The sequence below is a fragment of the Cellvibrio sp. UBA7661 genome (genome assembly GCA_002483365.1).
Taxonomy (GTDB): domain Bacteria; phylum Pseudomonadota; class Gammaproteobacteria; order Pseudomonadales; family Cellvibrionaceae; genus Cellvibrio.
The window spans coordinates 41,153-54,287 of the sequence record DLHT01000012.1; the positions used below are offsets into that span (position 1 = coordinate 41,153).

The window sequence follows — 13,135 nt, forward strand, 5'->3', positions numbered from 1 at the left end:
TTTTTAATGCATGTTTATCCGGCAGATTTACGCCAATCGCTGGGTAGAGGCGCGCTCGCGGATGATGTATCCCATATCGACGTGTTTTGATTCGATGTCATGCTCCTCCAACACGCGGATGATCATTTCAGCTGCTTTCACGCCCATTTCATAACGCCCAACATAAACACTGGTAAGCGATGGATTTACATAGGCGGCGGCTTCGGTATCGTTAAAGCCGCAAATAGCCAAGTCTTTCGGCACATTGATATTCATGCGCTGGGCTTCAAACAAAGCGCCCAATGCCAGGTCATCGTTCGCGCAGAAAATCGCATCCAGAGTTCCATTGGTTAATGCCATGACGCTTTTGAATAATTCACCGCCCGCACAAACTGATGAGGGCTCAGGAGTAGTGGCGATATAATTTTTTTCATATTTCCCGGCCTGCTCAAGCGCCGATTTATAACCTTGCATCCGCTGCTGTACACGCGGATCCATACGCGCGCCAATAAAACCTATGCGCTCATATCCCTGCGCTAACAAATGGGCGGTCACGTCATAACCCGCTTTGGTGTGGGAAAAACCGACATTCATATCGATTGGATCGGGCAACAATTCCATGATCTGCACAATGGGGATACGCGCTTTCTGCAGGAATTGTTGGCAGGCTTTGGTCTGGTCGCCGCCAGTAATGATCAACCCCTCTGGCGATTGGCTGAGCAAGGTTCGGATCATCCGCTCTTCTTCCAAGGGGGAGTAATGGGTATCGACCAGCAGAACTTTGTAGCCCGCTTGCCCCATAACCTCATAAATACCGCGCAATACATCAGTAAACACAATGTTGCTCAGCGAAGGGATCGCAACACCAATGACCCGCGAGCGGGACGATGCCAGGGAGCTGGCATGCTGGTTGGGGATATAGCCCAATGAATCTATGGCTTTCTGTACCTGAGTGCGCAAAGCATCAGACACTTTCTCTGGCTGGTTAATCACCCGCGACACAGTGATTGCACTAACACCGGCAAGGTCGGCAACATCTGTGAGGGTAATTTTCTTATTTATGCTGTCTTTTTTCGCTATTTTCATGGGCAATGTCTGCATCTGCCATTATTTCGTCGTCACCATAGCACAAGCAAAATGATTGCGCTATCATGAGATTAATCGTATCACTTGCGCTAAAATTCCGGAATCCACAGCCAATGCCTCATAAACCCCTTCTATCCAACCCCGATGCCACCACCCATCTGATCATTCTGATGGGGGTTTCCGGCAGTGGAAAAACAACGCTCGCCAAAGCCTTGGCAGAACACTATGGCTACCAGTATCGGGATGGGGATGACTTTCACAGCCAGGAGGCGCGCGACCACATGGCGAGCGGCAAACCGCTCACCGATGACATGCGCCTGCCGTGGGTGATCCGCATGCGCGACTATTTCCGCGATGCTGCACGCACCCAGCAACATTCCACACTGGCCTTTTCGGGATTAAAACAAGCGCACCGCAATGAGCTGCGCAAAGCGGGATTGAAGACATTATTTTTATTCCTGCACAGCGACAAAAACACCATACAAACACGCGTTAATAATCGCGCAGGCCATTTCATGTCACCCAGCTTGGTGAACAGCCAGTTTGATAGCCTGGAAGATCCCACGCAGGAAAGTGATGTGGTCACAATTGATGTAGAAGCACCGTTTGAGCAAGTGCTCGCACAGGCGATCGCGGTTGTCGACAGCGCGTTTTATCGGTAGCCAATCCAATGCTTGGCATTAGTCATTGCACAAGCGAGAATGTGAACTCTTAAGCGGGAACCTTATCAAAATAGTCAGGTAAAACACCTTGGCGACAAGGTTCATTTAACGGAGAGTCAGCAATGTCCAACACCAAACGTGTATTGACCGGCACGCTATTGATCACCAGCCTCTTGCTTTCAGCCTGCGCAGCCAAAACCCAATATCGCAGCGCGTGTGATAAAGAACTTGAAGCAGCCTGGAGCGAATTATCCATTGCAAAAGCAGAAGGGTTTAGCGGCACGATCAGTTACACCAAAGCCTTTGGCTTGATCACCTCGGCGCGCACTATGCAAACCGTAGAAAATTTCGATAACTGCTATAACCAGGCAAAAGATGCGCGCTTTTATATTCGCGAATCGCGCAAAGGTCAGTAATGGATATGATTCGTTTGGCAACCCGCGAAGACCTCGCGGGCTTGCTTGCACTCTACCGCGAGCTACGCCCGCATGATCCGGAACTATCGGTAGCGCAAGCAGACAACGCACTACACGAGCTGCTCACCAACCCTGATATCTTTCTCATAGTGGTAGAGGAAAACCAACAACTTATTGCCAGTTGCATGTTGGGTCTCATTCCCACGCTAACCAATGGTGCCCGACCTTTTGCCATGATTGAACATGTGATCACTAACAGCCATTGCCGTGGCAAAGGCATTGGTACACGCATGCTGCGTTTTGCAATTGATCTGGCATGGAAAAGAAATTGTTACAAAGTGATGTTGCTGTCAGGGATGCAGCGGGTAGAAGCCCATAGGGTGTACGAAAAATTAGGCTTCCGTGGCGATGTGGAAAAAGGTTATGCGTTAAAGCCGGAGTGGTATTTACCCGTACAACCCGATAACCCAAATTAATAAAAAAACAGCGCCGATTAAGCGCTGTTTTTTTATGGCAACGCGTTTTTTATTCCAGGCTCAGAGCTGAGCGGATTTTTTTCCAATCCACATATTTAAAATTCTGCGGCGCTTCCGGCATGACCTTGTGACCGTCTTGCACTACCAACAGCCCTTCACTAAACAATTTTCCAAAGTTCGCGGAACTCACTTCCAGACCATCGGTTTCTGATACGCCATCGATATTTTTATCCGCATCCATATCGATACGCACGCGGCCACGCACGTTGAATGGAGGCAATGCATCCATCACCACAAAGGTATTATTGCCCTGGCTGGATACCACCACATAAGCGTGCTGCTTGCCGTGATAAACACCGACACCTTCTACATCCGGCACCAGAATATCACCCGCAGCCAATACTAATTCCGGTGTATTGCCAGCGGCAGGCTCAGCGCCGAGCGTCCAGAGTGCAGTATCTTCTTCGCCAATAAACAAACGCTGGTTTTTATCATCCGCCACGCAACCTTCGGGTTGGCTTTTAACATAAAAACGGCGCACGACATTTCCATTCCACTCGATTTTATTTTTACCCACAGCAACGGCGGTTAATTCAATTTGCTGAAATTCGCCGCTCTTGCCATTGGGAATAGCGTAAGTTTTTTGTGCTGGCGATTGATACAAACAAAAACCGTAAATTTCTTCCAAATCGGTTTTTACACTGCCGGAAAAGGTGAGCTTTCCCGAGCGAGGATCAATAGTGTAAATCGCCAAACTGTTGTCATCGCGATTAGTTGCCACCGCGATATCAACACGTTTATTACCAACAGCAACGCCATAACGCACATCCACATTATTTAATTTACCGGTATTGAAATGCTGGACTTCCTTGCCTTGTAAATCGTATACAAATAATCCTTGCTGCTTGTTCGTGCCAATAACACGGCTTTTGTGCGGATGTTTTTTATTGACCCAAATAGCCGGATCATCTGCCGCATCGCCAAAGCGCAACATGGGTTCGGTTTGCACATCCGGCGTCACCGACACAATGGGATAAACAGACGAAGACGGCGCTGTGGCTTGCCATGGTAAATCGACATGATGATTACCGGTTTTTTCATCGCCAACAATAATGGAGGCGGATTTTTTAGCTGCACGATAAACCGCTTTTACCAGCTCCGGCTCATCGGTTTCCTGCAATTCGATCAACTGTTTCTGTACAAATGCGGCCTTGGTAGTGGAATACACAGCCAGCTGTTTTTCTTCCGCGATAGCAGCCACCAACCCTTGCGGCAAAACAGCGAGTGCTTCTACGCCGCCCGATAATTTGCCAAAAGGCTTTTGCATATCCACAATTTTACGATCAGGTTGCGATTCTTCCGATGCGCCGAGCGCCCAAATACCGACACCTTCTTCAGCAATAAATAATAAATCCTGTTCATCATCCACTGCACAGGCTTTGCTGTTGGGCGCTACCGGCACACGGCGCAGTAATCTGGCATTGGCATTGCCCGCCGCATCCACCACTAACCAATGCTCTGCTGTGCCTCGTTCATCCAATAAATACAATGACAAATGCTGGCCAACTGCGCGGCTCAAACAAATATTTTCAATTTTAAATTCCGGTGTCGGTACACGCAGAAGTTCGCGCAATTCACCGGTAACAGGATCGAGCACAACCAACCCCGGTTGTTGCTCAGGTAAAAAAACGGTAGCAACAACCAGTGCGTCCTGTTTTTTTCCGTTTGACTCGACACTGACCGGGTAACGCCAGTCAATAAATTCCGCAGGCTGCTTTAATTGTGCAACGGATTTCCCCTGCGCATCGCGCCAATCAATAGTGTTGCCCACACTCAAATAAGTTGGTTGTTGCTGATAAAGCACATTCAAAGGCGCATGCAAAACCGGCGCGAATGACGCAGGCATATTATTAGGTGTATTTGCCAATGCAGTAATAGCCATTACTGTTGCACCAGCGCCCAGCACACAGGCAGTTAACAACGTACGCAAATGGATCATAATCAAAACCTTTTTATGAAATACAGCCTTAACCATTAAGGCCCAACAGAAGCATCCATGCTATAAGGCAATACTTAATTCAGAATTAAAATTGCATAAATGTAATACCGAGTTTGTAAGTCGCTCCGTAACTTTCGTATTGCGCGTTGTACCCTGGTGATTTCACATAGGAATAATAAATTTCATCAGTCAGATTAAGCGCTTCAAAATGCAACTTAATGGAATCGGTCAGGTAATAACGCAACGAAAAATCCAATTGCATTTGGTCGTCCACATAAGCGTCATAATCTGCCTCCATAGGTTCCAACACTTCCAGCAAATAGTTGGATTTATAATTGGCTGATAAACGCATACTGATTTTTTCAGATTCATAACCAATCATAAAATTCGCAGAAGTATCTGATTGGCTTGGCAGAGGAATATCGCGCGCGATAAATTCGCCATCGTCATAACCACCAATTTCTGCAGTAGAGTCAACGAAGGTCGCATTACCGCCAATCAACAAGCCATCCCAAGGTGCAGGTAATTGGGTAAATTGTTTGGATGCAGCCAATTCAATACCCAATAACTCGGCAGAATTCCCGTTCACAAACGTAAAGGCTTTATCAAATTCTTCATAACCCGCCGTGCCGCCCAAATCGGTTTGATAGGCAAAATTATCAATGTCTTTGTAAAACACAAAGGCAGATAGCACACTGGCTACGCCGGGATAATGTTCAATACCCACATCAATATTGCTGGACTCCAGCGATTTCAAATACGGATTACCAAACTCGGCTTCAATATCGCCACCATCTTCTTCAATCAAACGGCCGGGAGATAATTGCGCAAAACCGGGGCGCACGACTGAGTTAGTCCATGCCGCGCGAATTTGGGTTTTATCGTCAATGCTGTAGCGAATATGCAGTGCTGGCAAAAAATAATCATCGGAATTGCTAAATGACTGACTGCTAGTTTCATCGTCTTCGCTGTTATAAGAAAAACCTTGCGCGGTAAAATCGGTATTTTCATAACGCACACCGGTGAGTATGCACCAATCGTTAATATCCACGCGCCCCATAATGTAGGCCGCACTGGTATCTTCCGTTACTGCATAATCGCCAATACTGCTTTCGACTTCGTCAATTTCTATTTCACCCAGCGCAGCTTTTACCGATTTGGCATTAATCTGTGAACCGAATTGGCCAAGCGTGTAATCAACATCGTTATCGGCAAAATTGCTGAGCGAGGTCTCGCCAATAAAATCTTCGGACACCCATACTGCTACATCATTATCTTTTTCACGCTCAGTATGTTTTGCACCAAATTTAATTTGCGCGGGGTTACTCCCCCATTCCAATTCACGGGTGAAATCCACATTCACACTGGTGCTTTCGTCGTTGGTGTTGGTCGCCCCCAATTCAACTTCATCCAATTTATAACTGGCACTTTGATAATATTCAGCGGGCGCAGTGATGTGAATTTTTTTCGTACCCGATAGCGACAGATCAAACACTTCATCGGCAATCACATCGTCATCAATTTTAAAAACCGCACCGGCAATATTTTGTGGCTCGTCTTCGCTGGATTTACTGTATGCCGCGCGATAATCCACCGTCCATTTATCCAAACGGGTTTGGCCGCCCAGCGAGGTAGACAGAATTTTTTGCGTTTCTACACGGTCTTTTAATTCGCGCTGTACTTCTGCAGTACCGGTTTCACCCTCGGCAACCGCATCTTCAAATTCGATAACGTTGGCCAAACGAATTTCGGAATCGGTGTATTCGCTGTACAGGTTGCGCCAGTAAAGATCGGTGTTATCGCTCGCTTTGTAATCCAGGTTTAAGGTTACGCCCGAGCGCTCACGGGTAATGCGGTAATCGCGTTGCTCCAACTCTTCCACGCGCGCTTCACCGTCTTCAAAATCCCAGCTGCCTCCGGTTTCCACGTTATCGGAACCAAACTCGCGCTTGAATGAACTCACACCCAAAGCCACACCAAGATTATTTTCGCCATTGCCAATACTGAATTGGTTGCTGGCAGTTGCGGCCAATTTCGGGCTGGTCTGCTCTGTGTTTTCATCAAAGCTGCCTTCTGCTGTGAATTGATAAAAAAATCCATCGCGATCAAATGCCGAAAGACTTTGTACATCAATACTGCCGCCCAATGAATTGGCATCCATATCCGGCGTTACACTTTTGGTAACGGTCAGGTTTTCCAGAAGATCAGAAGGAATGACATCAAGCGCAACTGCGCGGCGATCTGCATCCGGGCCGGGGACACCAACACCGTTAATCGTCACCGCATTAAAATCAGGGCTCATGCCGCGTACACGCACATAACGGCCTTCACCTTGATCGCGCTCAATGGATAAGCCCGGCAAACGCTGCAGCGATTCCGATACGTTGGTATCCGGAAATTGGCCAATCGAATCCGCTGACACGGCAGTAATAATATTGTCTGCGCTGCGCTGCTTATTGAGCGATTTATTAATGCCGGCGGCTTGGCCGATCACAATTACATTTTCAACCAAACCGGATACACCGATCAGATTGAAATTTTCACGCGTGGTTTTCTGGTCTTGTACAACAATTTTTCGCTCTACATTGTCGGCACCAATGTAGCTGGTTACCAGAGTGTAGTTACCTGCCTTAACATCCAAAAAAACAAAGCGACCATCGCGTTGGCTCACGGCTTCGCGATTCAATTCCTGAATACGAACTTTTGCACCTTGCAATGCAATACCTTTTTCAGTGGTTTTGATTTGGCCTTCAATACGGCCATCGGCTACTGCATGCGCAGCAATACCCGCAATAACGATTGCCAACATCGTTTTTTTAACGGCGATTTTGTTTGCAGACTTTTTCACAATCATTCCCCAAGCACGGTTAGTGGTTTCAGTTGCCACCAAACTAGGGATGCTCTATGACACTTCTGTTACCTTTTTTGCCACTATCGCTAAATAGCCTGAGCTGATTTGCCTCTTTTAAAGAGAACCCAAAATACATTTCCACTGAAATAAAAATGTCACATCGTTTTGTTAAGGGTGTCGGGTCATTATGGTTAAACCGGATAACGAAAATGCTCAGATTGCATAAATGGAAACTGTTGTGTCTCGCGCTCGCTGCCAATATTGCGCTGATCGGCAGTTTGGTAAGTGGCGATCTCAAACCCTACGACCAATGGAATTGGCTGGATATTATTGGTGAGGGCGGATTGGCATTTCTGGCGCTGGTCTGGTTGCTATTAATTTTGCACAGCAGACCAACCGGGCGCGTCACCCAATTATTAAGCCTGGGGTTAGGGGCGATATTTATTGCAGGGTTTCAGGATTGGTTGGATGAATTTATCCACTTCCCCGATAACGCACTATGGGATCACTGGCTGGAGTCGGGTTTTATGCCGGTCGGCCTGATCTTGTTAACCTGGGGCATTTACCAATGGCACAAAGAGCAGTTGCTACTGGCCGAGCAACTGCGCAAACGCGAGCGTTTATTTCGCGAACATCGCGGTCTGGATTTCACGACCACATTAAGCGGCGCCAGTTATTTGCGCACGCAACTCGGCCAATCACTCGCAGAGCAGCGCGCAACCGAAACATCGCTCGCACTGTTATTTATTGATGTCGATAATTTCAGTCACACCAATCGCCATTACGGACACCAACAAGGTGATCATTTACTGCAGTGTCTGAGCGAATTAATGTTACTTAACATTCGACGCAACGATTTACTATGCCGCTACGCAGGTGACCGGTTTGCATTAGTACTACCTAACACGGGCCGCTCAATGGCCGAGAAAATCGCAACCGAAATTGCCAATGCCGTGCAGCATTTTGCTTACAAACCGTTTAATCACGACGAAAGCCTGTTTCACTCGGTGAGTATTGGTATTGCACTGACCAATAACGATCAGCCCGTGGCGGATACAGCCTGTTCACTGATCGAGCGCGCAACGATTGCCCTGCTCCACCAAAAAGAAAAACGCGCAAAAGAACAATCAATTACATTGCCATATGTGGCCTGATAACAGGATTACCATTATGGCTACAACCGATGCACACGCAGCCCACAAACCACAAGCCTATATTGAAATTGATACGCCGCTGGTTTCCGCACAGGGCTGGCCACTCACATTAATAGAGCTGGCGTTAAATCGCGGTATCGAAGAACACAAGCTACTGCGCGGCACTGGAATTTTTCGCGATGATATTGCACAAAAAAATGTTCTTCTATCACCGCAACAATGTTTCCAGTTAATCCACAATGCAGAAAAATATAACCATCACCATGATCTGGCTTTTTTGCTGGGCAGCCGCTTGCTCCTGGACAAATACGATCCTGCCCATACCGCTCTTGCGAATGCGCACAACTTACAAGAAGCGTTGGATATATTCATCCGCTACAACAGCTTGCTCAGTCCTTTATTAAAAGCGCGGCTGGATTACCAAAAAGAAACGCTGATGCTTTATTGGCAAGACAGCTGCGGCGCTGCAGAGTGCCAACACTTTTTATTGGAGATGATCGCCACTGCCCTCAGCTCACTTGCGCGCTGGAAGTCCAACGCACATGTACCCTGGCGATTTTATTTTTGTAGCAGTAAACCGGATTATATTGAGCAATACCATGTGCATTTGCCCGGCAATATCCAATTCAATGCCCCACTGAATGCGATGGCTATCGCACGCGAATATTTACATCGCCCCTGGCTGGAAGCCTCACCTGAGCTATTGATTTCTGCGCAACAACAGCTAGCAACACAATGGCAAGAGGCAGCTGTAGCGCAAGGTTTTTTGGTTGAGGTTTATGATTATCTGCGCTGCAACATTCATAACAACATTCATAACAACATTCACAACAATATACGCAGCAACATGCACAGCCGAACTCACAAAGCACCGAACCTTGAACAGAGCGCAGCAGATTTTGGGATGAGCAGCGCCAGCTTTAAACGCAAACTCAAAAAACATAACAGCTGTTTCCAGGCTCAATATGATCAGGTGCGCAAAGACCTAACCCTGATGTGGCTAGACCAAGGCATGTGGTCAACTGAACAAATCGCACAGAATTTGCATTTCTATGATGTCGCTAATTTACGACGCGCCTTTAAAAAATGGACAGGAGCCCCTGTAAAGCCGAAAGCATAAACCGACTTTACAGTCCTTTACAGCAACACAGCAACGCACTCCACCCCTCTTTGTAAAGCCGCTGCCCAATAAATAATCCGGCCCTCAAAGCCCGGCAGATACCGCCTCCACTCATGCCATACCCTCGACTGGCGGATTTCCAGAAGTGCAACTAAACTCACATATGACTTTACAAAACCTACACCCCTGATATCTGCGGCAGTGCCTCGACCGAGGCTTTTTCAATGCAATGGTATATACACTAGGCCTTTAGATAACCCGGCTAGTCAGAGATAAACAACACGCGTTTGATTCTAATCTCATACGTATTATCGTTATTGACATTCAATCCAGAGAATTTTGATGTTTTTTAATTCAGCGTTAAAAAAGCAGCTGTTGGAATTGGAAAGTAAGCAAAATGCCTCAGACGCACTCATTCAGGCTTTATGTAAAAACATTCCAATTATTCAGTTCACATGCGATGGCAATATATTAGCTGCTAACGACATGTTTCTTTCTGCAGTTGGCTACACTCAAGATGAAATCCAAGGGAAACACCACAGTATATTTTGTGAAGAAGATTACATTCACAGCCATGAATACAAAGACTTTTGGCGCTCCCTTGGCTTGGGAAATTCATATAAAGGAACATTTTTGCGCTTCGGAAAAGCTCATCAGCCCGTTTGGTTAGAAGCAACCTATTTTCCTGTGGTGGAAAATGGAAAAGTGACACGAGTTTTTAAAATAGCAAAAGATATAACTGAGCAAGTTACCAAAAATAAAAGTAATGAAGCAATTATTACTGCCCTGCATAAAGCGATGGCCGTCATTGAATTCACCCCCGATGGGGTGGTTATAACGGCCAATAAAAATTTCTTATCCACAATGGGATACCGCCTTGAAGAAATCATAGGCCATCATCATCGTCGTTTCTGCAATGAAGACTTTTATCAACACAACCCCAATTTTTGGCAACAATTATCCATGGGGCACTTTGAACAGGGAAAATTTCAACGCCATACGAAATCAGGTGCAACCATATGGCTTGAGGCAACTTATAGTCCGATTATCGAAAACGGACATGTAGTTAAAATTATTAAATTCGCCAGCGATATCACCAAGCGGATTCAACATGCTGAAGAGGTCTATCTCGCCAGTCAATTGGCCAGAGCAACCGCCGATGAAACATTAAAAATTGCACAGGAAGGTGAGAAACTTTTACACCGGACTGCATCAACCTCGAATCTTATTGCTAATGAAGTGGTACAGTCATCTTCTTTAATTGAAAAGCTTTTAAATGAGTCAAAACAAATTTCAGCGATCGTAAACACCATCCGCAGCATTGCGGATCAAACCAATTTACTAGCATTAAATGCCGCCATCGAAGCTGCTCGTGCTGGTGAAAATGGACGAGGGTTTGCGGTAGTTGCTGATGAGGTTCGCAGCCTTGCAGCGCGCACTAGCACATCGACAATTGAAATTGAGGAGGTTGTTCACCGAAATGGCGAGCTGACTTCACAAGTAATGACAAGTATGGCAACCGCCCGCCAGCAAGCTGAAGAAGGCAATACATTAGTTCATGATGCAGTTAATGCAATTGAATCGATTAAGAATGGAGCAAGCAATGTGAGCCTTGCGGTTGCCAAACTCACTGATAATAAAACACTGTCTGACTAAGCTCACTAACATATGAAACCAAAATCATCCTGTCGCCCAATGGGCTGTGAAGAATGTAACAATGGCGAAGGCCTGGACTTTGACTTTACCATGGCGTTCCAGCCCATCATTAACAGCCGCACGCGCGAAATTTATGCCCATGAGGCGCTGGTGCGGGGTTTAAACAACGAGGGTGCAGGCTCTGTGTTTGCTCATGTTAATGATGAAAACCGCTACCGGTTTGATCAGGCCTGCCGTACCAAAGCAATCAAATTAGCCGCCGAGCTGGGTATGAAATCGCTGCTCAGTATTAATTTTATGCCCAATGCGGTTTATCGGCCTGAATTATGTATTCGCGCAACACTTGCCGCAGCGGAAAAATACCATTTCCCTATTGAACAAATTATTTTTGAAATTACCGAAAGTGAAAAGGTCGATGACCTTGCGCATCTGCGCAATATTGTTGATCACTATCGCCAACGCGGTTTTAAAACCGCTATCGATGATTTTGGTGCAGGCTATGCCGGGTTAAACCTGCTCGCAGAGATCCAGACCGATATTATGAAATTGGATATGGCATTGCTGCGCGATATCGATAAACGCCGTTCAAGCCAAATTATCGTCCGCGGCATTACTCATGTGTGCAACGAACTGAATATGACCGTTGTTGCAGAGGGAATAGAAAGCTACGAGGAGTTTTCGGTTCTGCGCGATATGGGGATTGAATTGTTCCAAGGCTATTATTTTGCACGCCCCGCCTTTGAAGCGCTTGCCGACGTTCCTGCAGAGGTTTTTCACGCGCGCTGAATGTTCGATGAGTTTGCTCGCTTGAGATGGCCCGCTAAGGCTGCACATGTTTGGAAAAATAATGGTTAGGCGTTACTCCAAAATTGCGTTTGAACATGGCTGAAAATGCACTGGGGCTCGCATAGCCCAATTCACTGGCGATGCGGGCAATGCCCTCACCGCGCCCCAAGCGGCAGAGCGCTTCTGCCAACTGCACTTGCTGAACCCACTGGTGATATTTCAAACCCGTCTCTTTAGGAAATAAACGGATTAATGTACGCGCGCTCGCGCCTGCACTATCGGCCAATTCTTCAATCGTGCGTCTGATGCCGGGTTCATCCATCACCCATTGGCAAACACGCTGCAAACGGCGGTCTTGCGGCCAGGGAATTTCAACCGCTTGCGTTGCCGCGCGCTCAATCTCCATCAAAATCAATGCGGTTAAATGTTCGCCGCGCCCGGGAATAGGATATTCCGCAGGCTCTTGCAGCAAACCTAAAATTAATTCGCGCAGTAATCCCGATACTGAAATTGCGCGGCATTCTTTTCCAAGTGAGAGCGGAACATCGGCACTGACGTAGAGTGTACGCATTTCCAAGTCGCTCATCATGAATGAGTGATGCTCCACCTGTGGCGGTACCCAAAGTGCCCGGTGCGAGGGAATCGTCCACACACTATTGGGCGTAATCACGCGCATCACCCCTTCAACGGCATATAAAAGTTGTGCGCGCGGATGGGTGTGCGGCGGAATTTCATCGCCATTGGCATAGTGGCCACCCCAGGCGACGATGGGGCGCGGAACGTACTGCAAGGCTTCCGGGCTGCGCGGCATAACCGTATTTGTCATAGCGTCCTCAAAGGCATAAGTCTTCACAAACTGGTTGGTGAGACCCAACAAAACCAGCTTGTCACTTATTCGATAGTTTATGTCATTTCTGCTTTTTGCAGCACTTTATACTGCCAATGCCCCG

Annotated in this window: 11 protein-coding genes; 7 read left to right on the forward strand and 4 right to left on the reverse strand. The window is 47.0% G+C overall.

The genetic code is table 11. The features are described from left to right. Positions 1-27: 27 nt before the first annotated feature. Positions 28-1,065: a LacI family DNA-binding transcriptional regulator gene (locus B2739_RS10785; protein WP_331345873.1), complete on the reverse strand. Its 1,038-nt coding sequence runs from the start codon at positions 1,063-1,065 to the stop codon at positions 28-30. A 113-nt stretch (positions 1,066-1,178) separates the two neighbouring features. Here B2739_RS10785 and B2739_RS10790 point away from each other — a divergent pair, with 113 nt between their 5' ends. From B2739_RS10790 to B2739_RS10800, 3 genes are all read left to right on the forward strand, one after another. Then, the gene (locus B2739_RS10790; protein ID WP_331345874.1) at positions 1,179-1,727 is read left to right on the forward strand and encodes a gluconokinase, GntK/IdnK-type; all 549 of its coding nucleotides are present in this window, start codon (positions 1,179-1,181) and stop codon (positions 1,725-1,727) included. 122 nt (positions 1,728-1,849) lie between these two features. Further along, a complete protein-coding gene (locus B2739_RS10795; RefSeq protein WP_331345875.1) occupies positions 1,850-2,143 on the forward strand; it encodes a hypothetical protein in 294 nt (97 codons plus the stop codon). After that, positions 2,143-2,619, forward strand: a complete 477-nt coding sequence (locus tag B2739_RS10800; RefSeq protein ID WP_331345876.1) for a GNAT family N-acetyltransferase — start codon at positions 2,143-2,145, stop codon at positions 2,617-2,619. Before B2739_RS10795 ends, B2739_RS10800 begins: the two co-directional genes overlap by 1 nt. A gap of 49 nt (positions 2,620-2,668) precedes the next feature. Here the strand turns inward: B2739_RS10800 and B2739_RS10805 are convergent, their stop codons facing one another. Then, positions 2,669-4,618, reverse strand: coding sequence for a phytase (locus B2739_RS10805; RefSeq protein ID WP_331345877.1), 1,950 nt, complete (start codon positions 4,616-4,618; stop codon positions 2,669-2,671). A gap of 85 nt (positions 4,619-4,703) precedes the next feature. Next, positions 4,704-7,466 (reverse strand): TonB-dependent receptor, encoded by a 2,763-nt coding sequence (locus B2739_RS10810; RefSeq protein WP_331345878.1) that lies wholly within the window; start codon positions 7,464-7,466, stop codon positions 4,704-4,706. 212 nt (positions 7,467-7,678) lie between these two features. On the opposite strand from B2739_RS10810, the gene B2739_RS10815 reads away from it, so the two are divergent. The 4 genes from B2739_RS10815 to B2739_RS10830 all read left to right on the forward strand — a co-directional run bounded on the left by B2739_RS10815 (position 7,679) and on the right by B2739_RS10830 (position 12,185). Then, positions 7,679-8,623, forward strand: coding sequence for a GGDEF domain-containing protein (locus B2739_RS10815; protein WP_331345879.1), 945 nt, complete (start codon positions 7,679-7,681; stop codon positions 8,621-8,623). A 16-nt stretch (positions 8,624-8,639) separates the two neighbouring features. After that, entirely contained in the window at positions 8,640-9,743 is a 1,104-nt protein-coding gene (locus B2739_RS10820; RefSeq protein ID WP_331345880.1) for an AraC family transcriptional regulator ligand-binding domain-containing protein, read from the forward strand. 342 nt (positions 9,744-10,085) lie between these two features. Next, positions 10,086-11,399: a PAS domain-containing methyl-accepting chemotaxis protein gene (locus B2739_RS10825; RefSeq protein ID WP_331345881.1), complete on the forward strand. Its 1,314-nt coding sequence runs from the start codon at positions 10,086-10,088 to the stop codon at positions 11,397-11,399. Positions 11,400-11,411: 12 nt separating this feature from the next. Further along, positions 11,412-12,185 carry an EAL domain-containing protein gene (locus B2739_RS10830; protein ID WP_331345882.1) on the forward strand — a complete coding sequence of 258 codons (774 nt, stop codon included), beginning with the start codon at positions 11,412-11,414 and terminating at the stop codon, positions 12,183-12,185. 34 nt (positions 12,186-12,219) lie between these two features. Here the strand turns inward: B2739_RS10830 and B2739_RS10835 are convergent, their stop codons facing one another. Next, positions 12,220-13,011: a helix-turn-helix transcriptional regulator gene (locus B2739_RS10835; RefSeq protein WP_331345883.1), complete on the reverse strand. Its 792-nt coding sequence runs from the start codon at positions 13,009-13,011 to the stop codon at positions 12,220-12,222. Positions 13,012-13,135 lie beyond the last annotated feature (124 nt).